The organism is Nocardia sp. NPDC004711 (genome assembly GCF_053601595.1).
In genome coordinates this window covers 141,468-165,808 of the sequence record NZ_JBSGCB010000016.1, presented here as the reverse complement: position 1 = coordinate 165,808, position 24,341 = coordinate 141,468, and the positions used below count along the sequence as shown (strand labels likewise).

Annotated in this window: 22 protein-coding genes and 1 pseudogene; 10 read left to right on the top strand and 13 right to left on the bottom strand. The window is 67.8% G+C overall.

The genetic code is table 11. The annotated features are described in order from the left end of the window. Positions 1 to 86: 86 nt before the first annotated feature. Positions 87 to 2,363, top strand: coding sequence for a HelD family protein (locus ACWEKS_RS18495; protein WP_452341198.1), 2,277 nt, complete (start codon positions 87 to 89; stop codon positions 2,361 to 2,363). Positions 2,364 to 2,452: 89 nt separating this feature from the next. Here the strand turns inward: ACWEKS_RS18495 and ACWEKS_RS18490 are convergent, their stop codons facing one another. The 3 genes from ACWEKS_RS18490 to ACWEKS_RS18480 all read right to left on the bottom strand — a co-directional run bounded on the left by ACWEKS_RS18490 (position 2,453) and on the right by ACWEKS_RS18480 (position 4,766). Then, positions 2,453 to 2,905, bottom strand: coding sequence for a universal stress protein (locus ACWEKS_RS18490; protein WP_354846161.1), 453 nt, complete (start codon positions 2,903 to 2,905; stop codon positions 2,453 to 2,455). A gap of 460 nt (positions 2,906 to 3,365) precedes the next feature. Continuing rightward, entirely contained in the window at positions 3,366 to 3,782 is a 417-nt protein-coding gene (locus tag ACWEKS_RS18485; RefSeq protein ID WP_452341197.1) for a DoxX family protein, read from the bottom strand. Positions 3,783 to 3,869: 87 nt separating this feature from the next. Beyond that, positions 3,870 to 4,766, bottom strand: a complete 897-nt coding sequence (locus tag ACWEKS_RS18480; RefSeq protein WP_452341196.1) for an AraC family transcriptional regulator — start codon at positions 4,764 to 4,766, stop codon at positions 3,870 to 3,872. Positions 4,767 to 4,822: 56 nt separating this feature from the next. Here ACWEKS_RS18480 and ACWEKS_RS18475 point away from each other — a divergent pair, with 56 nt between their 5' ends. Next, positions 4,823 to 5,293 carry a VOC family protein gene (locus tag ACWEKS_RS18475; protein ID WP_364619470.1) on the top strand — a complete coding sequence of 157 codons (471 nt, stop codon included), beginning with the start codon at positions 4,823 to 4,825 and terminating at the stop codon, positions 5,291 to 5,293. A 200-nt stretch (positions 5,294 to 5,493) separates the two neighbouring features. Here ACWEKS_RS18475 and uvrB read toward each other — a convergent pair whose 3' ends face one another. After that, complete coding sequence (gene uvrB, locus ACWEKS_RS18470) at positions 5,494 to 7,659, bottom strand: excinuclease ABC subunit UvrB (protein ID WP_364619473.1); 2,166 nt, start codon at positions 7,657 to 7,659, stop codon at positions 5,494 to 5,496. Between the two features lie 617 nt (positions 7,660 to 8,276). Here uvrB and ACWEKS_RS18465 point away from each other — a divergent pair. Beyond that, positions 8,277 to 8,654: a DUF402 domain-containing protein gene (locus ACWEKS_RS18465; protein WP_354846149.1), complete on the top strand. Its 378-nt coding sequence runs from the start codon at positions 8,277 to 8,279 to the stop codon at positions 8,652 to 8,654. 66 nt (positions 8,655 to 8,720) lie between these two features. On the opposite strand, the gene ACWEKS_RS18460 is transcribed toward ACWEKS_RS18465, so the two are convergent. Then, entirely contained in the window at positions 8,721 to 9,143 is a 423-nt protein-coding gene (locus tag ACWEKS_RS18460) for a hypothetical protein (RefSeq protein WP_354846146.1), read from the bottom strand. Positions 9,144 to 9,353: 210 nt separating this feature from the next. Between ACWEKS_RS18460 and ACWEKS_RS18455 the strand changes: the two genes are divergently transcribed. Next, positions 9,354 to 9,878, top strand: a complete 525-nt coding sequence (locus ACWEKS_RS18455; RefSeq protein WP_452341195.1) for a DUF402 domain-containing protein — start codon at positions 9,354 to 9,356, stop codon at positions 9,876 to 9,878. A 79-nt stretch (positions 9,879 to 9,957) separates the two neighbouring features. Here the strand turns inward: ACWEKS_RS18455 and coaE are convergent. After that, positions 9,958 to 10,926, bottom strand: a pseudogene (gene coaE / locus ACWEKS_RS18450) (dephospho-CoA kinase); the annotation flags it as partial. A 268-nt stretch (positions 10,927 to 11,194) separates the two neighbouring features. On the opposite strand from coaE, the gene ACWEKS_RS18445 reads away from it, so the two are divergent. Beyond that, positions 11,195 to 11,413 (top strand): hypothetical protein, encoded by a 219-nt coding sequence (locus ACWEKS_RS18445; protein ID WP_364619486.1) that lies wholly within the window; start codon positions 11,195 to 11,197, stop codon positions 11,411 to 11,413. A 144-nt stretch (positions 11,414 to 11,557) separates the two neighbouring features. Here ACWEKS_RS18445 and ACWEKS_RS18440 read toward each other — a convergent pair whose 3' ends face one another. After that, entirely contained in the window at positions 11,558 to 13,081 is a 1,524-nt protein-coding gene (locus ACWEKS_RS18440) for a phospholipase C (RefSeq protein WP_452341194.1), read from the bottom strand. A 233-nt stretch (positions 13,082 to 13,314) separates the two neighbouring features. Between ACWEKS_RS18440 and ACWEKS_RS18435 the strand changes: the two genes are divergently transcribed. Then, positions 13,315 to 15,570, top strand: coding sequence for an MMPL family transporter (locus tag ACWEKS_RS18435; RefSeq protein ID WP_452341193.1), 2,256 nt, complete (start codon positions 13,315 to 13,317; stop codon positions 15,568 to 15,570). Here the strand turns inward: ACWEKS_RS18435 and ACWEKS_RS18430 are convergent. Together ACWEKS_RS18430 and rpsA are read right to left on the bottom strand one after the other, a co-directional pair. Continuing rightward, the gene (locus ACWEKS_RS18430; protein ID WP_452341192.1) at positions 15,516 to 16,148 is read right to left on the bottom strand and encodes a TetR/AcrR family transcriptional regulator; all 633 of its coding nucleotides are present in this window, start codon (positions 16,146 to 16,148) and stop codon (positions 15,516 to 15,518) included. The two genes, ACWEKS_RS18435 and ACWEKS_RS18430, sit on opposite strands and share 55 nt — an antisense overlap. 78 nt (positions 16,149 to 16,226) lie before the next feature. Continuing rightward, positions 16,227 to 17,690: a 30S ribosomal protein S1 gene (gene rpsA / locus ACWEKS_RS18425; RefSeq protein WP_040856871.1), complete on the bottom strand. Its 1,464-nt coding sequence runs from the start codon at positions 17,688 to 17,690 to the stop codon at positions 16,227 to 16,229. A 281-nt stretch (positions 17,691 to 17,971) separates the two neighbouring features. Between rpsA and ACWEKS_RS18420 the strand changes: the two genes are divergently transcribed. Beyond that, the gene (locus tag ACWEKS_RS18420; RefSeq protein ID WP_452341191.1) at positions 17,972 to 18,844 is read left to right on the top strand and encodes a class I SAM-dependent methyltransferase; all 873 of its coding nucleotides are present in this window, start codon (positions 17,972 to 17,974) and stop codon (positions 18,842 to 18,844) included. Positions 18,845 to 18,932: 88 nt separating this feature from the next. On the opposite strand, the gene ACWEKS_RS18415 is transcribed toward ACWEKS_RS18420, so the two are convergent. The 3 genes from ACWEKS_RS18415 to ACWEKS_RS18405 all read right to left on the bottom strand — a co-directional run bounded on the left by ACWEKS_RS18415 (position 18,933) and on the right by ACWEKS_RS18405 (position 21,462). After that, the gene (locus ACWEKS_RS18415; protein ID WP_452341190.1) at positions 18,933 to 19,091 is read right to left on the bottom strand and encodes a hypothetical protein; all 159 of its coding nucleotides are present in this window, start codon (positions 19,089 to 19,091) and stop codon (positions 18,933 to 18,935) included. Beyond that, complete coding sequence (locus tag ACWEKS_RS18410; RefSeq protein ID WP_452341189.1) at positions 19,091 to 19,969, bottom strand: SPFH domain-containing protein; 879 nt, start codon at positions 19,967 to 19,969, stop codon at positions 19,091 to 19,093. Before ACWEKS_RS18410 ends, ACWEKS_RS18415 begins: the two co-directional genes overlap by 1 nt. 128 nt (positions 19,970 to 20,097) lie before the next feature. Then, on the bottom strand, positions 20,098 to 21,462 hold the full coding sequence (locus ACWEKS_RS18405) for an FAD-binding oxidoreductase (RefSeq protein ID WP_452341188.1): 1,365 nt from the start codon (positions 21,460 to 21,462) through the stop codon (positions 20,098 to 20,100). Between the two features lie 71 nt (positions 21,463 to 21,533). Between ACWEKS_RS18405 and ACWEKS_RS18400 the strand changes: the two genes are divergently transcribed. Beyond that, entirely contained in the window at positions 21,534 to 22,454 is a 921-nt protein-coding gene (locus tag ACWEKS_RS18400; protein ID WP_452341187.1) for a LysR family transcriptional regulator, read from the top strand. A gap of 7 nt (positions 22,455 to 22,461) precedes the next feature. On the opposite strand, the gene ACWEKS_RS18395 is transcribed toward ACWEKS_RS18400, so the two are convergent. Beyond that, on the bottom strand, positions 22,462 to 22,926 hold the full coding sequence (locus ACWEKS_RS18395) for a DUF4383 domain-containing protein (protein WP_452341186.1): 465 nt from the start codon (positions 22,924 to 22,926) through the stop codon (positions 22,462 to 22,464). A 135-nt stretch (positions 22,927 to 23,061) separates the two neighbouring features. Here ACWEKS_RS18395 and ACWEKS_RS18390 point away from each other — a divergent pair, with 135 nt between their 5' ends. Further along, the gene (locus ACWEKS_RS18390; protein ID WP_452341185.1) at positions 23,062 to 23,493 is read left to right on the top strand and encodes a helix-turn-helix domain-containing protein; all 432 of its coding nucleotides are present in this window, start codon (positions 23,062 to 23,064) and stop codon (positions 23,491 to 23,493) included. Then, positions 23,490 to 24,329, top strand: coding sequence for an alpha/beta fold hydrolase (locus tag ACWEKS_RS18385; protein ID WP_452341184.1), 840 nt, complete (start codon positions 23,490 to 23,492; stop codon positions 24,327 to 24,329). Before ACWEKS_RS18390 ends, ACWEKS_RS18385 begins: the two co-directional genes overlap by 4 nt. Positions 24,330 to 24,341: the final 12 nt, after the last annotated feature.

Below are 24,341 nucleotides of genomic sequence, written 5' to 3'. Positions count from 1 at the left end.
TCTCGATGCTTCGCGCCCCGTACCCAACACGGCGGACGTGGTGAACAAGGAGTTCCGTTTTGCCCGACCTCACCGAGGAGCGTTCCGTGTCCGATTCCGCTAACGCGGCTTCCCCGGACCTGGAGCGCGAGCAGCAGTACCTCACGAAGCTCTACGAACAGCTCGACGGCATGCGCGCCTACGCCCAGCGGCGGCTGCGCACCGTGCTGTTGGAGACCGGCGGCACGCCGCAGGCCCGTAGTGAGCGCGAGTCGTTCACCCAGCTCTACTCCGAGGACCTGGCCAAGTACGACGCCGCCGAACACGGCCTATGCTTCGGCCGCATCGACATCGCCGAGAACGGTGACAGTGAGCACCGTTACATCGGGCGCATCGGCATCCTCGACGAGAGCGCCGATTACGAGACGCTGCTGCTGGATTGGCGCGCTCCCATGGCCCGGCCCTTCTACCTCGCCACCACCGCCGCGCCCGACGGCGTGACCCGGCGGCGGCACATTCGCTCGCGCAACCGCACGGTCACCGGGGTCAACGACGAGTACCTGGACCTGGATGCCGCGCATCGCGCCGGGGTGATCGGCGGCGAGGGCGGCGTGGGCAGCGAGAGCGCGCTGCTGGCCGCGCTCAATGCCGCCCGCACCGGGCACATGAACGACATCGTCGAGACCATTCAGAGCGAGCAGGACGCCATCATCCGCTCGGAGCACAAGAGCGTGCTGGTGGTGCAGGGCGGGCCCGGCACCGGCAAGACCGCGGTGGCACTGCACCGCGCGGCCTACCTGCTGTACACCTACCGGCAGCAGCTGGACAAGGCCGGCGTGCTCATCATCGGCCCGAACTCCACGTTCCTGGATTACATCGGCCAGGTGCTGCCCTCGCTGGGTGAGACCGGCGTGCTGCTGTCCACCGTCGGCAACCTGTATCCGGGAGTGCAAGCGACACTGGAGGATTCGCTGCGCGCCGGCGAGCTGAAGGGCTCGCTCGACATGCTCGAGGTGCTCAAGAAGGGGGTGCGGGACTGGCAGGAGGTGCCCCGGGAGCCGATCCAGCTCTACTTCGACGGCCACCAGCTGGAGCTGGACCGCAAGATCGCCACCAAGGCCCGCGGCCGCGCCCGCTCCTCGCGCCGCCCGCACAACCTGGCCCGGCCCGTCTTCGCCGCCGCCGTCGTCGACGCGCTCACCGATCAGCTGGCCGCCGCCATCGGCTCGAACCCGCTGGGCGGGCGAAACCTGTTGAGCCAGACCGATCTCACCGAGATCCGCGACGAGATGCGCGCCGATCCCGAGATCCAGCGCGCCATCGCCGGACTGTGGCCCATCCTCACCCCGCAGGAGGTGCTGGGCGGGCTGTGGGCCGACCCCGAGCGCCTGGCCGATGCCGCCGGGCAGCTGAGCCGCGCCGACCGGGCCGAGCTGTACCGGTCCGACAGCGGCGAGTTCAGCGACGCGGACGCGCCCCTGCTGGACGAGCTGGCCGAACTGCTCGGCATCGACGACAGCGAGGAGCGCGAGCGCTCCCGCCGCCGCTGGCGCGCCCAATTGGCCGAGGCCCAGGACGCGCTCGACATCCTCACCGGTTCCGCGCCCCAGGATCTCGAGGACGACCTGGATCCCGAGCTGCTCATGGCCTACGACCTCATCGACGCGTCCCAGCTGGCCGAACGCCAGCAGGTGCGCACCCGGCAGACCACCGCCGAACGCGCCGCCGGCGACCGCACCTGGACCTACGGCCACGTCATCGTGGATGAGGCGCAGGAGCTTTCGGCCATGGCGTGGCGAATGGTCATGCGCCGCATCCCGAATCGCTGGATCACCGCCGTCGGCGACGTGGCCCAGACCGGCGACCCGGCGGGCGCCTCGTCGTGGCAGCAGGTGCTGGAACCCTATGTGGCCAAACGCTGGAAGCTCACCGAGCTGACGGTCAACTACCGCACCCCGTCGGAGATCATGGCGGTGGCGGCGGACGTGCTGACCGCCATCGACCCGGCCGCGCCCGCGCCGCGCTCGGTCCGCGACTCCGGCTTCGAGCCCACCGCGACCCGGGTGGCGGCCGCCGAGCTGGCCGACGAGATCAAGCGGCTGATCGCCGCGGAGGCCGAGCATCCCGGCACCACCGTGGTCATCGCGCCGCACGACCTGGCCCCGGAACTCGCTCACCTGACCGATGATTCGGTGCGCGTGCTCACCGTCCACGACGTGAAGGGCCTGGAGTTCGACGCGGTCATCCTGGCCGAACCGCACCGGATCCTCGGCGAATCGCCGCGTGGCCTCAACGACCTGTACGTGGCGCTCACCCGCGCCACCCAGCGCCTGGCGGTCGTGCATTCCGCCGACCTGCCGGAGGTCCTGCACCGGCTGCGCTGACCAGGACGGCGAACAGCGAAGCGGCCGAGCCCACATGGGGCTCGGCCGCTTCGCTGAAAGGGGTCCGCTCTCCTGGAACGGAGGTTCGCTCAGCGCACGGTGTGCACGATCAGCACGTCGCAGCGGGACTTGCGGGCCACGTCCGACGGCACCGAGCCGAGCAGGCGGCCGGCCAGGGTGTTGAGGCCGCGGTTACCGACGACGAGCAGGTCGGCCTCCACCTCCTTCACCAGGTCCAGCAGCGACTCGACAGGCTCGCCGACGACGGCCTTCTCCACCACGTTCACCGCGCCGACGGCGACGGCCTTGTCCCGCGCGACGCGCAGGATCTCGCTGGTCGGCGCGGAGCCGCGCACCTGGTAGGCCTCGTCCTTCAGCACGTCCGCGGCCGCGGCCACATCGCGGTCGTCGGTCGGGAAATACGCGCAGGCGATGTACAGCGTGGCGCCCTCGTCGCCGGCCAGAGCCGCGGCCCGCTCGACGGCGACGTACGACGAGTCCGAGCCATCGGTACCGACGACGATCGTCCGGTAGGCGGTCATTTCTCCTCCAAGTACAAGGGTCGGGGCCGCGGAATCCTCGACAGTGGGGTTTTCACCGCGGCAACTTCGCCTGACAATAGCGGCATAACCGGCGGAAATATTCGATATCGCAACACATCACACTTCCGTGGCGTGATCGGATCCGGGCACATTCCGGTTCCCACCGCGAAGACAGCCCGGACTACCAGCGAATTTCCCGAGCGCCGCGACGTAGCCCACAATATGCCAACGGTGTTGCCTCCCTGGGAGATTCGTCACAAGCCCGATATCCCCCGGACCGGCCGCGGGCCGTTCGTTGTGACACCGCACAACGAACGGCCCGCGATACAGTGACTTGGCCTTACCTCACAGCTCGCGATATTCGGCCCACAACCAGCCGAGAATCGCGCTGAGGATGGACATGCGATCCTCTTCCCTCCGGCCGATCAATGACGCGCAATACTAACGCGCCCGGATCGGATCAGAGGCTGAAAAGCGGTCCGGTGAGCGTCAATCCGAGATCCCCGCCGGTGTGGGCGAAGAAGGCGAACAGCATCAGCGCCGCGCCCGCGAGCGCGATGTCCTTGTTGAAGTTGACCATCTCGGTCTGCTTGGCCTCCGCGTCGGTCTCCTTCCAGAAGGGGTGCATGAGGAGGGCGGTCGGCACCAGGAAGACGAGCAGCAGCAGCACACCCAGGTCGGCCCAGACGCCCAGTAGCACGCTCAGCCCGCCGGCCAGCAGCAGCACACCCGATGCGGGCACCGCCAACTCGGCCATGGGCACCCCCTTGAACTGCGCGTACTGCACCATCGTCTTCCGCTGCGCGAAATGCCCGAAGCCCGAGCCGAGGAACAGCAGTGCGAACAGGATCCGTCCGATCAATACCAGCACGTCCATAGCCCGCTCCTTCGATGATCGATATGTCATTGGGTGACACGGCAACCAACTTCTGGGGTACCGACATTATTCCCGGACCAGCAGTTGTCAGGATGGTAACGAGATGCGGGCGTATTCGAGCGGAGGCAGCCCGATCTCCTTGGCGAACTCGTTGGAGAAGTGCGCCTGATCGAAGTAGCCGAGCTCGACGGCCAGCGCGGCCAGGTCCGAGGTGCGGCCCTCGGCCAGCAGATGTGCGCCGTCCTGGAGGCGATAGCGGCGCAGCACCCATTTCGGGCCCGCACCGACATAGCGGCGGAACAGCCTTTGCAGGGTTCGGACGGGAATGCCGAAATGCTCGGTGACCTGGTCGACCCGGGTCAGATCGCGATCATGCTCCATGGCCTCGATGATGGCCAGCACCTGGCGGTAGGCGGTGTCGTCGCCCCCACCGGCCTCCTCGCGCCGGACCCCGACCAGGAAATCCTCGATCAGATCCCGGCGGCGTTCGGCATCGGCGGTCGCCAGCACGGCCTCGGCGAGGGCGTCGGCCGCCGGGAAGATATCGGTTGCCGGGACCGAGGTATCACTGAGTGCCCCGACGTCCAGGCCGGTGAACGCGCCGAAGCCGCCGGCCCGGAACTTGACCCCGAAAGTCTCACCCTCCCCGGCCAATTCCCGCACGTACTTGGTGGTCCACACGCCGGTGACGAAGGCGCCGGTGCGTTCGTGGGTGCGCTCGAAGGTGAGGTTCACGCAGGGGTACGACAGCACCTCGGCCTGGAAGGGCGGCTGGCCCCGGCGATCCCAGCGCACCGCCCAGTACCACTCGACATAGCGGGACACCCGCGGGCTTGCGGGCAGCCGGGAGTGATTGTTGGCCTGGTTCTGCTGACGGGGCCGCAGAATGCCCTTGGCGGTCTCCGGCGGCGGCACCGGCCGCGGCGAGAACCGGCCTCCGGCAATGCTTCCACCGCCTCCTTCGGCAGTGTTTCCACTGGTCATCGCGCCTGTCGCTTTCTTACAAGACCATCGCCGCCGCGGCGGCGAGAGTAGTGCGCATGAGCAACGCAGTGAATCCGATCCCCGAGGGCTACCACTCCATCACCTGCTTCCTGGCCGTCCCGGACGCCAATGCGGCCATCGAGTTCTACTCCGCCGTCTTCGGCGCGAAGGTGCTGAGCCGCAACGATCTTCCCGACGGCCAGGCCGCGCACGCCGAACTCCTCATCGGCGACTCCACCATCCAGGTCGGCATGCCCATTCCCGACGAGGGCCTGCGCGCCCCCGCCGACGACTGGGTCCACACCAGCGTCGTCCACTACTGCCCGGATGTGGACGCCGTCTCGAAGCTGGCCTCCGAGAACGGCGCCCGCTTCGTCGCCGAACCCGCCACCTTCGTCACCGGCGACCGCTTCGGCCGCGTCATGGATCCGTTCGGCCACCGCTGGATCGTCATGACGCGAGTTGAAGACGTCTCCCGCGAAGAGGCCGAACGCCGGGTAAACGAATGGATGGCCCAGCAGGCCTGACAAAGCGACTCCCCCGCCCGGCAGACCAGCTGCCGGGCGCGGAGCCTTGTCCGTCATCCGCGCGTGCGTTCGGCTGGAATCCAACCGATTTGCCGCGAATCCCGGCCGAGAGCATGTGGTCATGACAAGGGTCACTGCCGTCGGTCGCGCGGCCGGCCGGCCACCTGCCCGCCGAAGGTCCTTGCGCCGCAGGCTTTCTCTCACGACAGGCCGGCGGCGTCCATGCCGCGTAGTTCCTTCTTCAGATCGGCGATCTCGTCGCGGAGTCGTCCGGCGAGCTCGAACTGCAGTTCACGGGCCGCGTTCATCATCTGCGCGGTCATGTCCTTGATGAGATCGGCCAGTTCGGCGCGCGGCATGTTCTTCACATCGCGGCCCTCGTAGACACCGGCGCTCACCGCCCGGCCGGGCTCGCCCTGGGCGCGGCGGCCGCGGCTGACATTGCGGCCCGAGCCGCCCACCTCGACCTCGGTCTCCTCGGCCTCGCGATACACCTGGTCGAGAATGTCGGCGATCTTCTTGCGCAACGGTTTCGGGTCGATGCCGCGCTCTTCGTTGTAGGCGATCTGCTTGGCCCGGCGGCGTTCGGTCTCGTCGATGGCGTGGCGCATGGAGTCGGTGATCTTGTCCGCGTACATGTGGACCTCGCCCGAGACATTGCGCGCCGCACGGCCGATGGTCTGGATGAGGCTGGTGGCCGAACGCAGGAAGCCCTCCTTGTCGGCATCGAGAATCGCCACCAGTGAGACCTCGGGGAGGTCCAGTCCCTCACGCAGCAGGTTGATGCCGACCAGTACGTCGTATTCGCCCAGCCGCAGCTGCCGCAGCAATTCGACGCGGCGCAGGGTGTCGATCTCCGAGTGCAGATAGCGCACGCGCACACCGAGTCCCAGCAGATAGTCCGTGAGATCCTCGGCCATCTTCTTGGTCAGCGTGGTGACCAGCACGCGCTCGTCGCGCTCGGTGCGCAGCCGGATCTCGTGCACCAGATCGTCGATCTGCCCCTTGGTCGGCTTGACCACCACCTGCGGATCCACCAGGCCGGTGGGCCGAATGACCTGCTCGACGAATTCGCCTCCGGTCTGGCCCAATTCGTACGGGCCGGGCGTGGCCGACAGGTACACCGCCTGCCCGATCCGATCGGCGAACTCCTCCCAGGTGAGCGGCCGGTTGTCCACCGCCGACGGCAGCCGGAAGCCGTACTCCACCAGGTTCCGCTTGCGCGACATATCGCCCTCGTACATGCCGCCGATCTGCGGCACGGTCACATGCGATTCGTCGATGACGAGCAGGAAATCCTCGGGGAAGTAATCCAGCAGCGTGGCCGGCGCGGTTCCGGCGGCACGGCCGTCGATATGCCGCGAATAATTCTCGATACCGGAGCAGAAACCGACCTGCTTGATCATCTCCAGGTCGTACTGGGTGCGCATCCGAAGTCGTTGCGCCTCCAGCAATTTGCCCTGCTTCTCCAAATCCGCGAGCCGCTCGTCGAGCTCCGCTTCGATATCCCGCACGGCCCGCTCCATGCGTTCCGGGCCCGCCACATAGTGGGTGGCCGGGAAAATCCGGACCATATCCACCTGACGCACCACATCACCGGTGAGCGGGTGCAGATAATAGAGCGCCTCGATCTCGTCCCCGAAGAATTCGATGCGCACCGCCAATTCCTCGTAGGAGGGAATGATTTCGACGGTGTCGCCGCGCACCCGGAAACTACCGCGGGTGAACGACATGTCATTGCGGGTGTATTGCACATCCACCAGCAGGCGCAGCAGCCGATCACGATCGATCTCGGTGCCGACCTCCAGCTGCACCGACCGATCCAGGTACGACTGCGGCGTGCCGAGGCCGTAGATGCACGACACCGACGCGACTACCACCACATCCCGCCGCGAGAGCAGGCTCGACGTGGCCGAGTGCCGCAGCCGCTCGACATCGTCGTTGATCGAGCTGTCCTTCTCGATATAGGTGTCGGTCTGCGCGATGTAGGCCTCGGGCTGGTAGTAGTCGTAGTACGAGACGAAGTACTCGACCGCATTGTTCGGCAGCATCTCGCGCAGCTCGTTGGCCAGCTGCGCGGCCAGGGTCTTGTTCGGCGCCATGACCAGCGTGGGCCGCTGCAATCGCTCGATCAGCCAGGCCGTGGTGGCGGACTTACCGGTACCGGTGGCCCCCAGCAGCACCACATCCTTCTCGCCGCCCCGGATGCGCCGCTCGAGCTCCTCGATGGCGGCGGGCTGGTCACCGGCCGGCCGATGTTCGCTGACGACCTGGAACTGCCCGTCGACGCGCTCGACGTCGCTGATGGGCCGGTGCTCGGAATGAGCCAGCGGCAGGTCGTCCGGGATCTCGGTTGCAAACGCCATGACCCCAGCCTAGGACCCCCCACCGACAGTTCCGCCTCGCAATCCCGCCTCCCCGCGTCTTCAGCGGACGGCTGAGAGCCGTTGACAGTGATAACCCGTGCCGGCGGTTGGGTGCCGAACCGATTCTGGTCGTCCCCGGCGAGTTACCCTCGGCTCACGAAATCAGTTGTCGCTTCGGGCGCGGTTGCCGGGGGGTCTAACTCCGAGTCGGCGGCGTCGCCGCTGCTCGGTTCCCCATGGCACGCACACGGTTTCGTAAACCATCGGTAAATGTCCGAATTGACCGTTACCCCAAGGGTTTTCGTGTCGGCGGTGTCGCGTAGATCTCAGTCGGTTCACGACGGTTTGAATCGCGGTTCCCGGGTGTACTCTGAGCTCGCTGGTCGCACGATTCGAGAAGAGGCAGGGCGATGACCGGTCTGCATACGCCACAGCGGAATTCCACTAATGGCGCACATCCCTACGGCACGATCGGCAACACCCCTGCGGTGTCTCCGCATCGCCCAAGACTCGAATACTTCAATCTCGCGGATCTGTCGTGGACCGATTATCGCGGGTTTCTCCACCCCGTGGAGCGTTTACATGCAGAACCGTTCGGTCTGTATGTCGAACGGACAGTGGACAACCCACGTTTCCACTACATCGAGTCCTGGCTGCTGCCCGAGCTCACGCTGCGCGCCACGGTCTACCACCTGCGGCCCGGCCACGATCGCAGCCAGACCTACTACCTCGACATCGGCGAGTACGGGCCGTGCGAGGCCAAGAAGTGGCGGGCCGAGAGTCACTACCTGCACGTGGTGGCGCGCCGGGGCCAGGCACCCGAGCTGGTCGGCATCGACCAGCTGCTGAGCGCCCATGCCGCAGGGCATTTCGACACCGCGCGCACCCATCTCGCCATCGAGCGGGCCACCGCCGTGGTGGACGGCATCGCCGGCTGCGGTCACGATGTCGACCGCTGGCTGGCCGGCCAGGGCATCACGCTCAGCTGGCTGTAGAGGCAAACGCGCCCGGTCCGTGCGGCACGGACCGGGCGGGCTCGAACGGGTCTGTCCGTCCTCCGACTAGCCGGACAGGCTCGGCAGCAGTCCGTTGAGGCCGCAGCCGAAGCTACCGAAGCTGCTGGCCGGATCCACCTGCACGGTGATCGACTTCGAGATGAGGGTCTGAGTGGCCTTCAGCTCGTGCGAACCGGCGGTGCTCGGGGTCCAGTTGATGGTGACCTTGTTGCTCAGCAACGAGGGCGACACCGGGCTGCCCGTCAGCTCGACGCCATTGTCGGTGAACGACACCGAGGTCAGGCGGTCGACCTCGACGCTCGCGGTGAGCGTGTAGGAGCAGCCGACATTGTGGGTGGAGCCCGAGACCTCCAGATTGGACGGCCAGGCACCGGCCTGCGGAGCGACCAGGACGACGGTCCCGGCCACCGCGCCGAAGGTCGTCAATCCCATGCCGACCCGGCGAGCACGGGTTGTGTGTGCGTTCATGCAGTACTTCCCTTGGGTTGAGGCACCCGCCCAGGCGCGGCGAGTGTCGTGCGCGACGAAACGGCGCAGCCGCACATTAGCGAAACACGACCGCTTCAGATCGCGTTTTCGGAAAATTCGCCCCGGTCGGCGCCGGATTCCAGCAATCTGCCGGCGACGCGACATCCGCTCCCCTGGACGACCGCCGCCCGACACGCGATGCTGAATGGCATGACTCGGGCACCCGCGGTAGATCTGCACCGACCCAAGGTGGAGTACTTCAATATCGACGAGCTCACCAATATCGATCCCAAGGGTTTCGTGCGGCAGGTGGAGCGGTACCAGGTCGAGCCATGGGGGATGTACATGGCCCGCACCTCCGACCATCCCGAGTTCCACTACATCGAATCCTGGCTGCTGCCAACGGTGTCCATCCGCGCCACCGTGTTCCACTTCACCCCCGCGCACCGGCGCGACCAGGACTACTACATCGACATCGGCGAATTCGCGCAGGTGGGCCCGAAGCAGTGGAAGTCCGTCGACCACTACCTGGATCTGGTGGTACGCCAGGGCCGCGAGGTCGAGCTGCTCGACGTGGACGAGCTGCTCGCCGCGCATGCCGCCGGCTACGTCACCCTGTCCGAGGCTCAGCAGGCCATCGAGTCGGCGACCGCGACCATCGACGGAATCGCCGCGCACGGCCACAGTTTCGAGGCCTGGCTGGCATCCGAGGGCATCACGCTGACCTGGATGTAGGCCCGAGACAGAGGGGCCGTCCGCACCGAGGGGTGCAGACGGCCCCTCTACCGTCGAGGCGGCGTCGGCGGCCGGGTCAGACGCCGACGATCAGATTGACCGGGCGGCCCGGGTCGGCGTTCGCGTGCAGCCGCTCCCCCGCCGCAAGATCCACCCCCGACGCGGCGAGCAGCCCGTCCCCCGCGGCGACCGGCGGGAAACCGATGTCCGTCAGCCGATCCCGCAGGCCGTCCACGGCGGCGCCGTCGGCGACCGTGATCCGGATGTCGAGGACATCGGCGGCCGGTTTGCCCGCCACCGCGGTCGGCCCGACGTGTTCGATGCTTCGCGCGTCCGCGCCGCACGCCACGGCGAGCCGCGCGATCACCCGCCGGGCCTGCGCGGGCCACTCCGGATTCGCCTCCGCCACGGGCAGTTCCGGCCGAGCGGCGGGCGTGCGGGTGCGCAGGTTGCGTTCGAAGGGAACCAGGCGCTCGTCCCACAGCCGGTGCACCGCGGCATCGATGAGGCCGGTCGCGCCATTGTTGTCGAGCAGCACGTCGGCCACGGCCCGGCGCTGGGCGTCGGTGGCCTGGGCGGCGATGCGGGCGCGGGCATCGGCCTCGTCGATGCCGCGGAACTCCACCAGGCGGCGCAGCCGGGTCTCCTCGGCGGCGTCCACGATGATCACCAAGTTCATGAAGGGCGCGAGGCCGTTCTCGACCAGCAGCGGGATGTCCTGCACCACAATGCCGTCCGCGGGGGCGGCGGCGATGAGCTCGGCGGTGCGCCGGCCGACCAGCGGGTGGGTGATGCCGTTGAGGGTGGCGCGGGCCTCGTCCGAGGCGAAGGCCTTGGCGGCCAGAGCCGGTCGGTCGAGGCTGCCGTCGGCGGCGAGGATGTCCGCACCGAAGGCCGCGACCAGGGCCGCCAGCCCCTCGGTGCCGGGCGCGACCACCTCGCGGGCGATGACGTCACTGTCCACCAGTACGGCTCCGCGCTCGGTGAGAATGCGGGCCACGGTGGATTTGCCCGCTCCCATGCCTCCGGTGAGACCGATTCGCAACATTCGTTCAGTCTCGCATCAGCGCCGGTCATCGCGCCCATCAGGGTTACCCCCTCCGGGCTGCGGTTTCACCTGCAAGTGCAGTAGTTGGCCATTCCGTGACACCCGTGAGACCGTTTCGCAACTTTTTCGGCGAATACGGACCGTATGTCGGCAAGATTCCGACACGCCGGGGTGAATGTCGCGCAATATTCGGTGACGCACACTTTTGTTCGGCTATGGTTCGCCGCAGGCGATCTTAGGCCGGTAACACGCAAGAGAAGGAACATCAGTGGGCACCAAAAAACTCCAGACGGGTCGCCACCGTCTGGGCCTGGCGGGCACCGTGCATTGCATCGAGATCCCCGCCGTCGCAGCCGCTCTCGTCGAGCACCGTCGTTCCTGGCTGAGCACTCTGCTCAACCCGGCCCGGCACAGCGTCGCGGCCCAGCGAAAACGGTCGCCCGAGACTCGCGTCGTGCGGCGCTGGGTACCCGCCACCGCCGGCTGATCCGGCGCGGCCGGCCGATCCGCCGCCCGGGTTGATCCGCTCCCCCGAAACACGCAGTGGCCCGGTCCGATTCGGACCGAGCCACCCTTGTGCGTGCGTGTCACGTGATGCCGCTCAGCCGTGCACCCAGCGACACCGGAACTCCTACACGATTCCGCTGGGCCGCCGCCGTGTGCCGGGATCCTGCTTGGGCATGGAGTTCGGCGGCACCGGATAGGGCGTGCCGACGGTCGCGGTGCCCAGGGCGATATTCGGCCCGCACTGCGCCACAGCCGCATCGACCTTCCGATTCGCCGGGGCGAAGGCGGGTTTCGTGGCGTCCGGGGCCGAGGCGAAGTCGAAGGCCGAGGTCATGTCGCCGGTCACGCTCCGCCGCCACGCCGTCAGGTTGGGCACGTCGACCCCGAAGCGGCGCTCGATCAGGCGCAGCTGCGAGGTGTGGTCGAAGGTCTCCGAGGCCACCAGGCCGCCGCGACTGTAGGGCGAGATCACAAAGCACGGAACGCGATAGCCGAGGCCGATCGGACCGGTGATGCCCTCGAACTTCTTGTCCGTCGGCACCGTGACGAACTCACCCGGCGTGCCAGCGGGCGCGGTCGGCGGGGTGACGTGGTCGAAGAAGCCGCCGTTCTCGTCGTAGGACACGATGAGCGCGGTCTTCTCCCACACCGCCGGGTTGGAGGTCAGGATGTCGAGCACCTGCATGATGCCGACCGCACCGAAAGCCGGTGGCAGCGCAGGGTGTTCGCAGTTCAGCAGCGGCGGGATCACCCAGGAGACCGAGGGGAGCGTACCGGCGGCCACGTCGGCGGCGAAGTCCTTCGGGTACTCCGGGGCCTTACCGCGCCGCGCCAGTTCGGAATTCGGGTCGGCGGCCTGCTTGAAGCAGCCCATCATGCCGTCCAGCAGCACCGAGGACAGCGGGCCGATGTCGCGGTTGTTGTAGATCTTCCAGCTGACGCCGGCCTCGGAGAGGTTCTCCGGCATGGTGCGCCAGCTGTAGGCGTTCTGCGGAATCAGCGTCGGGGTCTCGAGCAGCGGTCCGCCGTTGAGGCCGTCCGGATCGATGGTCGCCGAGACCCAGTACAGGCGGTTGGGGTCGGTCGGGCCGAGCACCGAGCAGTGGTAGCTGTCACAGAGGGTGAAGGCATTGGCCAGGTCCCAATGCACCGGGATGTCGTCCTGGGTGTAGTAACCCATTGCGGCAGGGCCGTTTCCGGCGCCGACGGAGGCGATGGACATGGGCATCCAGCCATCGTTGCGGCCGTTGTTCCACGCCTTGTGCATGGCCGGCCAGCTGTGGTCGGGGTCGTTGATGCATTCGCCGTCGAGGGTCGCGCCGCGGGTGGTGTCGAGGCGGAAGGGGTTGATGAAGCCGTCCGCGGTCGGGCCGACGCCGGGCGCGTACCCGTACTGGTTCCAGGCCGGGGACGGGTCGTCGAATCCGCGCACGCCGGACATGGCGCCGAAGTAGTGGTCGAAGGACCGGTTCTCCTGCATGAGCAGCACGATGTGCTCGATGTCGCCGAGCCCGCCCATGCCGGCCGGATCGGCGGCGTAGGCCCGCTCGATGATCGGTCCGGCCAGTGCGGCGAGCGAGGCCGCACCGCCCGTGGCCATGGCTTTCGCCAGAAAGTCGCGCCTGTTGATTCCGGCGAACACGCCCATGCTCCGGTAGTGCCTTCCCGCTAGGAGTGAAAGGAATTGAACGCGGCGAACACACCCGGTCGCCCGTCCAGTTCGCATCCAACCTTCGAATGGTGACGGCTCAGCGAACCATTCGTAACCGTAGTGAGTCCAGTCGTGGATTCCTGACAGTGACTTGCACCTCATTGCCGGGTCGGCCTAAGCTGTCGGCCATATCTGAGAGTGACTTTCAGGTATCGACCGTGGGAGCCTCCATGACCAGTCCGGCGCTCGCCGACCCGCCCCGATTCCCGGACTCCGCACCGCGATTCGGCATCGTCGGACGCTGGGGCGAATTCATGGCCCGGCATCCCCGAATCGTGATCGGCGTGTGGCTGGTGCTGATCGTGGCGTGCGGCGCGGCGTATCCGGCCCTGCACGCGCGACTGGGCGCACCCGACTACAGCGTGCCGGGATCCGCGTCGGCCACCACCGAAGACCGCGTGGCACAACACTTCTCGCAGCTCGGCGCGGAGCAGGACCTGATCGTGCTGCATTCGGACCGATACACCGTGGACGACCCGCGCTTCCGGGCGGCCATCGAGCGCGTGCTGGGCGCGGCCCGCGGGGTGCCCGGCGTCGCGGGCGCGATCGGGCCGTTCGAAGGCGACGCGAGACAGCAGATCTCCGCCGACCGGCACACCGCGCTGGGCATCGCGGGGATCGACGGCGGCATGTCCGACCGGATCGACGTGGCCGTCCGCCTGCAGACCGCGCTGACCGCCGCCTCCGATGCGGAGGTGCGGGCCGGCCTGACCGGATACTCACCGGTCGAGGGCGAACTGATCCGGATGGAGACCGCCGACATCACCCGCGGCGAGGCCATCGGCCTGCCGATCGCGGCGGTCGTGCTGGTGCTGGCGCTCGGCGCGGCCGTCGCCGCCACCCTCCCCATCTCGGTCACCGCCGCCGGGATCGCGCTCGCCGTGGGCGTGCTGTTCGGGCTGGCCGGTCTGCTGACCTTCGACTCCTTCGTGCTGTCGGTGGCGACCATGATCGGCACCGGCACCGCCATCGACTACGCCATGTTCCTGGTGAGCCGATTCAACGAGGAACTGACCCGGCGCGGGGTGCGGGATCGCAAGGCTCGCCGGGAGATTCGGGCCGCCGTCGGCGCGACCTTCGATACCACGGGCCGCACCATCCTGGCCTCCGGGCTCATCGTCATGATCTCGCTGTGCTCGCTGACCGTGGTCGGCCTGCCCATGCTCGATGGTGTGGCGCTGGGGGTGGTGACCGCCGTGACGGGCACCCTGGCCGCCGCCTTCACGCTGCTGCCCGCCCTGCTGTCCGTACTCGGCCCGGCCGTCAATCGGGGTGCGCTGCCCGCGCGGTTGCGCCCGGCCGAGACCCGATCGACGGCGGCGTCGAGCGCCTGGGCGCGCTGGGCGCACCTGGTGATGGGCAGACCGGTGGTGTTCGGCGTGCTCGGAATGGCGCTGCTGGTCCTGGCGGCACTGCCGATCGCCGGCATCCGCTACGGCATCGACATGGGCCTGAACTCGCTGGGCGATCGGCCCACCGGGCAGGCGACTCGCCTGGTACAGAACGACTTCGGCCCGGGTCTGCTCTCCCCCATCCAGGTCGTCGCCGCCGGACCCGGTGACACCGCGCTGTCCGCCGACGGCCGCACCGAGGTGCTGCGCCTGGTGACCGATCTGGCCCGGGATCCCCGGGTGGCCACCGTGCTCCCCCAGCAGGCCGATGGCCGCTACCTGGCGACCATCGTCCCCAGGGACGCCTTCGACTCGACGACGGTCGGCACGCTCACCGCCGATATCCGTTCCCGCGCAGCGACTGTCGAGTCCGCCGAGGTCCTGGTGGGTGGAACGCCGGCGATGTTCACCGATGTGTCGCAGTTGATCTCACGTGGCTTCCCGTGGGTCATCGCCCTGGTCCTGACCGCCTCGCTGGTCTTCCTGACGGTGACCTTCCGCTCGATCGTGCTGGCGCTCAAGGCGATCCTGCTGAATCTGCTGGCCACCGGTGCGGCCCTGGGCATTACGGTCACCGTCTTCCAGCACGGTGTCGGCCAGGCCGTGCTGGGTTTCCACAGCGCCGGCTTCCTCCAGGTCTTCCTGCCCATGCTGGTCTTCGCCGTCCTGTTCGGATTGTCCATGGACTACGAGGTTTTCCTCATCCGGCGCATGAAGGAGGCCTGGGAGCGCACCCACGACAATGCCACCGCAGTCGCCGAGGGCCTGCAGCGCACCGCCCGGCCCATCACCGCGGCGGCCGCCATCATGGTCGCGGTGTTCGCCAGTTTCCTGAGCGCGGATGTCATGGAGCTGAAGGAGATCGGCTTCGCCCTGGCGGTCGCGGTCGCCATCGACGCGGTGATCGTCCGCCTGATCCTGGTCCCGGCCTGCATGCGGCTGCTGGGCCGCTGGAACTGGTGGCTGCCGGCTCCGCGCCGTCAGCGGAACATGGCCTCCAGCGCGACCACGATGGATTCGACGACGTCACGGTAGACGTCGCGCAGCCGCACGGCGAAACCCGTTCCGGCCCAATGATCCAGCGCCGCCATGGAACCCCAGATGGCGATCGCGGCGGCCAGCCGCATCTGCACGTCGTTGCGGTCGCGACCGGTACGATCGGCGAGCAGGACCCGGAACTGGTCCTCGAGCTCCCGCATCTGCTGCGCCTGGCCGAGTTTCACCTCGGGAATGGTCCGGACATAGCCCATGCGCAGCCGCGTCCGGTACTCGACCTCATCGGTCACGATCTCGTCGATGAGGACGGGGATGAGCGGCCGCGCGGACGCCAAAAGGTCGAGAGGAGCCCGGGTTTCGCCGCCGCCGACCGTCCGCACGATTTCCAGGAGCTTCGGATCGGTCTCGTCGTAGAGGACCAGATTCTCCTTGGTCCCGAAATAGCGGTAGATCGAACTCGGTGACACCCCGGCGGCACCCGCCACCCGCTCGACGGTGACCTCCCGATAGCCGTGCTCGTCGAACAGCTCCAGCGCTACCCGCTGGATACGGCCCATGGCCTCGATCTTGCGGCGCTCCCACAGCGATGGGCTCGACTCGACGGTGGATTCGGACATGTCACTTCCGAGAATAGCGAAGGTCCCCGAGCCATCGGCTCGGGGACCTTCGACTATCGCTTATCGCGTGTCAGCGAATCAGGCGTTGCCCGACAGCTTCTCACGCAGCGCAGCCAGCTGGGCGTCGCTCGCGAGCGAGCCACCGGCCGGCTCGGAGGACGAAGCCGCAGCCTGCGAACCCGACTCCGAGGAGTAGTTCGACGGACCACCGTTGGCAGCCTCGGCGGCGGCGTCGGCGGCCATCTTCTCCATCTGAGCGGTGTGCATCTTGTGGCGACGCTCGGCCTCGGCGTACCGGGTCTCCCACTCCTCACGCTGCTTCTCGAAGCCCTCGAGCCATTCGTTGGTCTCGGAGTCGAAGCCCTCGGGGAAGATGTAGTTGCCCTGGTCGTCGTAGCTGTCGGCCATGCCGTACTTCGACGGGTCGAACTCGGCGGTGTAGTCCTCGTTGGCCTGCTTCAGCGACAGCGAGATCCGGCGACGCTCGAGGTCGATGTCGATGACCTTGACCATGGCGTCGTCGCCGACGGCCACAACCTGGTCCGGGACCTCGACGTGGCGCTCGGCCAGCTCGGAGATGTGCACCAGGCCCTCGATGCCCTCTTCGACGCGCACGAACGCACCGAACGGAACCAGCTTGGTGACCTTGCCCGGCACGATCTGGCCGATCGCGTGGGTGCGGGCGAACTGACGCCACGGGTCTTCCTGGGTCGCCTTGAGCGACAGGGAGACACGCTCGCGGTCCAGGTCGACGTCGAGAACCTCGACGGTGACCTCGTTGCCGACCTCGACAACCTCGGACGGGTGGTCGATGTGCTTCCAGGACAGCTCGGAGACGTGCACCAGACCGTCCACGCCACCCAGGTCCACGAAGGCACCGAAGTTGACGATGGAGGAGACCACACCCTTGCGGACCTGGCCCTTCTGCAGCTGGTGCAGGAACTCGCTGCGGACCTCGGACTGGGTCTGCTCGAGCCAGGCGCGACGCGACAGGACCACGTTGTTGCGGTTCTTGTCGAGCTCGATGATCTTGGCCTCGATCTCCTTGCCGACGTACGGCTGGAGGTCGCGCACACGACGCATCTCGACCAGCGATGCCGGGAGGAAGCCGCGCAGACCGATGTCCAGGATCAGGCCGCCCTTGACGACCTCGATGACGGTGCCCTTGACGGCCTCGTCCTTCTCCTTGAGCTCCTCGATCGTGCCCCAGGCCCGCTCGTACTGAGCGCGCTTCTTCGACAGGATCAGGCGGCCTTCCTTGTCCTCCTTGGTGAGAACGAGGGCCTCGACCTCATCGCCCACGGAAACGACCTCGGCCGGGTCGACATCGTGCTTGATGGACAGTTCGCGAGACGGGATCACGCCTTCGGTCTTGTAACCGATGTCGAGAAGGACCTCATCGCGATCGACCTTGACGATGGTTCCTTCGACGATGTCGCCATCGTTGAAGTACTTGATGGTCTTGTCGATGGCGGCGAGGAAGTCCTCGGCAGTGCCGATGTCGTTGACGGCAACCTGCGGCGAGGTGACAGTGGTGGGCATGTGTTGGGAGGCTCCGGACGGATTGTGGTCGGTAGTGGACATGTGGACTTTCGGTATTGCTGCGAACAGCAGGCGTTGGAACTAACGTTGGTCATGCACAGCACACCGCTGCGACGCTGCACAACGCTGCCCTGAAAAGCATGCGGACCCACAGCACGATTGTCTGCTCTACGCGGTCTCGAGAAACCGGGTACAGAAGACACTCGCGGAAAACAGCGTACGCGACGGGTGTTGTACCAAGCAAACATGGGTCCCGGCGCGCGGGTCGATAGGGTGAGCCCATGTCCGAAGATCACTCCGTCACCACCGACGATGCCCGGCACGCCGAAGCCAACACCCTCCTCGGGACGGTGGGAGTGACCCGGACAAAGGTCGACTCGCAGTCCAGTCAGCGCGCCAGCCGCAAGTGGTGGGACGCCGACGCCGCGGCCTACCACGAGACCCACGCCGACTTCCTCGGCGTGGACTCCCCCGCCGGCGAATTCGTGTGGTGCCCGGAGGGATTGCACGAGGGTGACTGGCATCTGCTGGGGGACATCGCCGGCAAGCGGATCCTGGAGATCGGCTGCGGCTCGGCCCCCTGCTCGCGCTGGCTCGCCTCGCACGGCGCGCACCCGGTCGGACTGGACATCTCCCGCGCCATGCTCGACCGCGGTCTCGCCGCCATGGCCGCGGGCGGCCCCCGCGTCCCGCTCATCCAGGCGGGCGCCGAGGAATTGCCCTTCGCCGACGAGTCCTTCGATCTGGCCTGCTCCGCTTTCGGCGCGGTGCCCTTCGTCGCGGACTCCGCTCAGGTGATGCGGGAGGTTCACCGTGTCCTCGAACCCGGTGGCCGCTGGGTCTTCTCGGTGAACCACCCCATGCGCTGGATCTTCCCCGACGACCCGGGCCCCGAGGGCCTGCGCGCCACCATCCCCTATTTCGACCGCACCCCGTACGTCGAACTCGGCTCCGACGGCGAACCCACCTACGTCGAACACCACCGCACGATCGGCGACCGCGTCCGCGAAATCGTCGCCGCCGGTCTGATCCTCACCGACATCATCGAACCCGACTGGCCCGAGTGGCTCGACCGCGAGTGGGGCCAGTGGAGCCCCCTCCGGGGCGAGATCTTCCCCGGCACAGCCATTTTCGTCACCGAGAAGCCGCGCTGACAGCCGGAGCGGGACCGAGCTGCGGCAGGCGCAGCCGGTCCCGCTCGGCGGGGGCTATCCGATCGACGGTTCGAACGTGGTGTCGTGACTATTTCGGTTCGCGCCCAACCTGTTTCAGGGCCAGGCGCAGCGCGAATTCGATTTGGGCGTTGATGCTGCGGAGATCGTCGGCGGCCCACCTGGCGATGGCTTCGTGGACCGCCGGATCGAGCCGGAGCAGCACCTTTTTCGGCTCGCGCTTGACCATCAGGAGTAGAGGGTTCCGGCGTTGACGACGGGTGCGGCGGAGCGGTCGCCGCACAGGACCACCAGCAGGTTGGACACCATTGCCGCCTTGCGCTCCTCATCGAGTTCGACCACGCCCTGGTCGGCCAGTCGGTCCAGGGCCATGCCGACCATACCGACCGCGCCCTCGACGATGCGGCTGCGGGCGGCGACCACCTGGGCGGCCTGCTGGCGAACCAGCATGGCCTGGGCGATCTCCGGCGCGTAGGCGAGGTGGGTGATGCGGGCCTCGATGATCTCGATGCCGGCCAGTTCGGTGCGGGCGCGCAGTTCGGTGGTGAGCTCGCCGGCCACCTCGGACCCGTCCCGCAGGCTGGCGGTGTTCGCGTCGTCGGACTGGTAGGGGTGGGTGGTGGCCAGGTGCCGGACCGCGGTCTCGGACTGGGTGCGGACGAAGTCCTCGTAGTCGTCGACGGCGAAGGCGGCCTTGTAGCTGTCGACCACCTGGTACACGACCACGGCCGCGATCTCGACCGGGTTGCCGTCCAGATCATTGACCTTCAGCTTCTGGGTCTCGAAGTTCCGGACCCGCAGCGAGATGCCGCGGCGGCTGGACAGCGGGGTGACCCAGTGGAAACCGGATTCGCTGACCGAGCCGATGTACTGGCCGAAGAACTGGATCACCTTGGCCTGGTTGGGATTCACCACGATGAACCCGCTCGCCGCCAGCACCGCGGCCAGCAGCGTGACGGCCAGCGCCACACCCAGGACGGCCGGCGAACCGCCATCGCCGCCCCGGGTATTCAGCGTGTGCGCCTCGACGGCGATCGCGATGATCAGCAGTATCAGGACCCCCAGCATGAGGAATCCGTTCAGCCGGAAGGCTCGACGCAACTCCATGACACTCTCCTAGTATCGAAGTGATATCACGACGATAGCGCGCAAGGGAGCCGGAGCCAAGCCCGGAAACACGGCTCGCCCCGCCACGGACGGGTGTGACGGGGCGAGCACGCGCGGATCCGACGCGGTCAGTGCGGACGGATATTGCGGTTGTTGCGGAACAGGTTTGCCGGGTCGTACTTCGCCTTCAGACCCGACAGCCGGTCGTAGGTGGCGGCGCTGTATCCCGCCCGGGTCTGGTCCTCATCGGCCTGATCGCCGCCGCCGTAGAGGAAGTTCAGGTTCTGGCCGAGAGTCCAGGGCTGCAGGGTCTTCAGCACGAGCGACAGCCGGTCGTCGATCTGGTCCGCGTTGTCCGGGTTCGGCATCGTCAGAATGCGGGCGATGTACTCGGCGTCGCGGTGGTCCATGGCGATGCCGTTCGGCCCTGGGCGGCCCAGCGCGCCGCCCAGATGGCGCAGACCGGCGATCACCGGCACCGGCGACTCGGGGCCGGTGGCCTCCAGGAAGGCGTCGGTGGCGTCGGCGGGCAGGTCGGACAGCAGCGCGTTGGTGGCCAGGTAGGGGTGCGGGTGTTCCGGATCCCGGTAGATGGCATGGCTTTCGGTGTACGGCATGGCCCGCAGGTCGTCGGCCATCCGCGCGCCGACCGCGCGCAGCGGGGCGACCAGGCGCTCACCCTCTTCGGCGGAACCGGTGAACGCGATATTGATGGTCGCGACGTACCGGCCGCGCAGGCGCGGCGGGAATGCCGGAATGTCGGGGAAGGCCATCATGGTGATGGCCGAGGTCATCTGCTCGGGCACGTCCCGGGTCCACAGTCGCCACGCTTCCAGCGCGGGTGCGACCAGCGGGGTGTCGAATTGCAGCTGGCCGCCGTACACCGTGGTGATCGGCAGCAGCGCCAGCTCCAGTGCGGTGACCACCCCGAAGTTGCCGCCGGTGCCGAGCACCGCGCCGAACAGCTCGTCGCCGGGCTCCAGCCGGCGCAGCCGGCCGTCGGCGGTGACTATCTCGATGCCGCGCACATGCTCTGCGGCATAACCGAATTCGCGGGCCAGGATGCCGATGCCGCCACCGAGGGTGTAACCAACCACGCCGACCGAGAGCGACGAGCCGTTCAGCGGCGCGAGGCCGTGCGCGGCGGCCGCCTCGATCAGGGCTCCGGCCTGGACGCCCGCCGCCACCCGGGCGGTCCGGGCGTCGGCGTCGATGCGGATGTCGGTCATGCGGCGGGTGGTGATGAGCACGCCGCCGTCGGTGGCGACCGAGAGACCGTGGCCGGTGTTCTGCACGGCGACCGTAAGGCCGTGGCGCGCTGCGTATTCCACGGCGGCGCGGACGTCCTCGGCGTGTGCAGCGCCCACGACCACGGCGGGACGGTGGGTGTAAGCGGTTTGGAATCCGGCGATCTCGGCGTCGTAGCCGGTGTCGCCGGGCTGGAAGACGGGGCCGGTGGCGGCGGGCAGTTCGGTGATCGCTGTCTTCGTCATGGCACCAACTCTGCTCGGCTCCGATCAAGAACTCCAACAGATAGTTTTTCTCGTTGCTAGAATCAACAGTTATGGAGCTGCGCCAGCTGCGGTACTTCGTGACGGTGGCCGAGGAGGCCAACTTCACCCGGGCGGCCGCCCGGCTGCACCTGGCGCAGCCGGGGCTCAGCGCGCAGATCCGGCAGCTGGAACGCGAACTGGGACAACCACTTCTGGACCGTTCCAGCCGCTCGGTCACGCTCACCCCGGCCGGCGCGGCGGTGCTGCCACTGGCCCGGGCGGCCCTGGATCAGGTCGAGCGCATCACCCACACGGTGGACGAATTCACCGGGCTGCTGCGGGGGCACGTGCGGGTCGGGCTGATCTCCGGCGCGGCCGGCGAGGAGATCGACATCGCCCAGGTGCTGGCCGACTTCCATCGCGACCATCCGCAGATCGTCATCTCCCTGACCGAGGACACCTCCGAATCCATGCACGCAGCGGTCCGCCGCGGTGACCTGGATATCGGGGTACTCAGCGTTTCCGGCGACCTGGATCCGGGCATCGGCACCGAAACCGTCTACGACAGCGCCATTGTCGCGGCAGTGGCGGCCGGGGCCGAGGGCTTCGGCGAAAGAATCACGCTGGCCGAGCTGTGCACCCATCCCCTGATTTGCCTGCCGAGCGGCACCGGCCTGCGCGGGCTGCTCGAAAATGCCTGCGCTGCAGCAGATCTCGCCCCCAACGTGGCGTTCGAGGCCGCCGCTCCCCCACTGCTCATCCGGCTGGCCGCGCACGAGCTGGGCGTGGCCGTCATCCCGCGCGTCCCCGCCGACGAGGCGGCCCAATCGGGGGTGCGCACCCTGGAGATCGATCCGGAGATGCGGGGCCGTTTGGTCCTGGCCTGGAGTACCGAACGGCCACTGAGCCCGGCCGCGAAAGTCCTGCTCGGACAGCTCCGCATCGCGTTGGCACGCTGGAAGGATCCGGCGCCGATGCTCGCCGAGCCATAGCGGTTCGTCACGCCCCGGCCGCGAACAGCGCCCGCAGGCCGCCGTCCCGGATCGCCTGGACACCGACCAGCACCAGCAGCACCACACCGGTCACGATGTGCTCGACGGCATCGCTGCGGTGATTCGGGAAGCTGAGCATCAGCACGCTGTGCGCGAACAGCGCCCAGACGCCGACCACGAATCCGCCTCCGATAGCGGCGATCACGCAATACCAGGCGGCCCAGCGCTTGCGCAGCGCGGCCACCAGCGCGGGCGTGAACAGCAGCAGTCCCGCGAGCCCGTGCCAGCCGTTGTAGTCCATGCCGAGCACGGGTGTGGCCGGGGCGTGCTCGCCCATGGCGAAGCTGGGTTCGGCGACCCAGCCCGCGATCGCCCAGACGATGTGGAGGGCTCCGACCACGAGGACCGCCCACTGCAGGAAGCTCCACCGCGTCGATTCGACCGGATGCTCCGCTACCGCCGTGAACCCCATGTCGCTGCCTCCCACAGTGCGACCGAATGTCTACTACACAATGTAGTTTAGTTTGGCGGCCACCGTAAGGCCCATCACATAGTTACCTAAACTTCCCTATTGCGGACATAGATAGGGATGTTTAAGGTAGTTTTCGTGACAGATCGTCTGTACTCCGTCGACGAGGTAGCCGAGCGTCTCGGCCTGCACGTCCGCACCGTCCGCGGCTACGTGCGCGACGGGAAGCTACCCGCCACCCGCATCGGCAAGCAGTACCGCATCGCCGCCACCGATCTGGCGGCCTTCACCGGCCTGCCCGAGCCCGGCAGCCCGCGCGAATCGGTTGCCCGGCACCGGCATTCGGAAGCGTCGACCATCATCGAGGTCGACGCCGTGGATCCCGGCACCGCCGACCGGGTCAGCACCCTGCTGACCGGCGCGGCGGCGACCCGGGGACCGGACGGGCAGCCCCTGCGGATCCAGACCTTCCACGATCGCGACCGCGCCCGCCTGAAGGTCATTCTCGTCGGCGGCCTGGGCGATACCGCCCGGCTGCTCGAATACATGGAAGGAGTCCTCGCGTCGTGAACGCGATCTACAAATCCGAGGCCGGCCGCGCCGCCGTCCAGGCCCGCTACCGGGATGTCCTGCGGCAGTGGCCGGTTCCCGCCGAGCAGCTGCACCTGACGACCCGCGAGGGCGACACCTTCGTGCTCGCGTCCGGCCCGCAGGACGCCCCGCCGGTGATCCTGCTGCACGGCTCCGGCTCCAACAATTCCGCCTGGCGCGGCGATATCGCCTCCTGGACACGGGATTTCCGGGTCTACACGGTCGACCTGCCCGGCGAACCCGGTGGCAGCACCGAATCGCGCCCGGCTCTCGGCTCCGAGGCGCTCGCCCAGTGGCTCGACGATGTCCTTGCGGGCCTTCAGCTTTCGTCCGCGAGCTTCGTCGGCATGTCCCTGGGCGGCTGGATCGCGCTGGACTACGCCGTCCGCCGGCCCGACCGCGTCACGAAGCTGGCCCTGCTGTGCCCCGGCGGCATCGGCAAGCAGCGCTTCGGCTGGATCTTCAAGAACCTGGTCGACCACCTGTTCAGCAATCACGACCTGCGCCGCTCCGCGGCCATTGTCACCGGCCTGAACCTGACCGACCACGCGGAGATCCTGGACGATGTGACCCTCACGTTCACGCACTTCACTCCGCGCACGGGCAAGCTGCCGATCTTCACCGACGACCAGCTGCGCAGCCTCACGATGCCGGTTCTGGTGATCGTCGGCGACGACGACGTCATGTTCAAGTCCGCCGACACCGCGCGCCGCGCAACGCAATCCATCCCGGATGCGACCACCCTGGTCCTCCCCGGCGTCGGCCACGCCATCCTCGGCCAGACCGCCCCCATCGAGGAGTTCCTCCGGAAATAGCACGATCAGGGA

Excerpts from the sequence above, each read along its gene's own strand:
- ACWEKS_RS18490 (WP_354846161.1), bottom strand. The coding sequence starts at position 2,905 with ATGACCGCCTACCGGACGATCGTCGTCGGTACCGATGGCTCGGACTCG.
- ACWEKS_RS18485 (WP_452341197.1), bottom strand. The coding sequence starts at position 3,782 with ATGGACGTGCTGGTATTGATCGGACGGATCCTGTTCGCACTGCTGTTC.
- ACWEKS_RS18480 (WP_452341196.1), bottom strand. The coding sequence starts at position 4,766 with ATGACCAGTGGAAACACTGCCGAAGGAGGCGGTGGAAGCATTGCCGGA.
- ACWEKS_RS18475 (WP_364619470.1), top strand. The coding sequence starts at position 4,823 with ATGAGCAACGCAGTGAATCCGATCCCCGAGGGCTACCACTCCATCACC.
- uvrB (WP_364619473.1), bottom strand. The coding sequence starts at position 7,659 with ATGGCGTTTGCAACCGAGATCCCGGACGACCTGCCGCTGGCTCATTCC.
- ACWEKS_RS18460 (WP_354846146.1), bottom strand. The coding sequence starts at position 9,143 with ATGAACGCACACACAACCCGTGCTCGCCGGGTCGGCATGGGATTGACG.
- ACWEKS_RS18455 (WP_452341195.1), top strand. The coding sequence starts at position 9,354 with ATGACTCGGGCACCCGCGGTAGATCTGCACCGACCCAAGGTGGAGTAC.
- ACWEKS_RS18440 (WP_452341194.1), bottom strand. The coding sequence starts at position 13,081 with ATGGGCGTGTTCGCCGGAATCAACAGGCGCGACTTTCTGGCGAAAGCC.
- ACWEKS_RS18435 (WP_452341193.1), top strand. The coding sequence starts at position 13,315 with ATGACCAGTCCGGCGCTCGCCGACCCGCCCCGATTCCCGGACTCCGCA.
- ACWEKS_RS18430 (WP_452341192.1), bottom strand. The coding sequence starts at position 16,148 with ATGTCCGAATCCACCGTCGAGTCGAGCCCATCGCTGTGGGAGCGCCGC.
- rpsA (WP_040856871.1), bottom strand. The coding sequence starts at position 17,690 with ATGCCCACCACTGTCACCTCGCCGCAGGTTGCCGTCAACGACATCGGC.
- ACWEKS_RS18420 (WP_452341191.1), top strand. The coding sequence starts at position 17,972 with ATGTCCGAAGATCACTCCGTCACCACCGACGATGCCCGGCACGCCGAA.
- ACWEKS_RS18415 (WP_452341190.1), bottom strand. The coding sequence starts at position 19,091 with ATGGTCAAGCGCGAGCCGAAAAAGGTGCTGCTCCGGCTCGATCCGGCG.
- ACWEKS_RS18410 (WP_452341189.1), bottom strand. The coding sequence starts at position 19,969 with ATGGAGTTGCGTCGAGCCTTCCGGCTGAACGGATTCCTCATGCTGGGG.
- ACWEKS_RS18405 (WP_452341188.1), bottom strand. The coding sequence starts at position 21,462 with ATGACGAAGACAGCGATCACCGAACTGCCCGCCGCCACCGGCCCCGTC.
- ACWEKS_RS18400 (WP_452341187.1), top strand. The coding sequence starts at position 21,534 with ATGGAGCTGCGCCAGCTGCGGTACTTCGTGACGGTGGCCGAGGAGGCC.
- ACWEKS_RS18395 (WP_452341186.1), bottom strand. The coding sequence starts at position 22,926 with ATGGGGTTCACGGCGGTAGCGGAGCATCCGGTCGAATCGACGCGGTGG.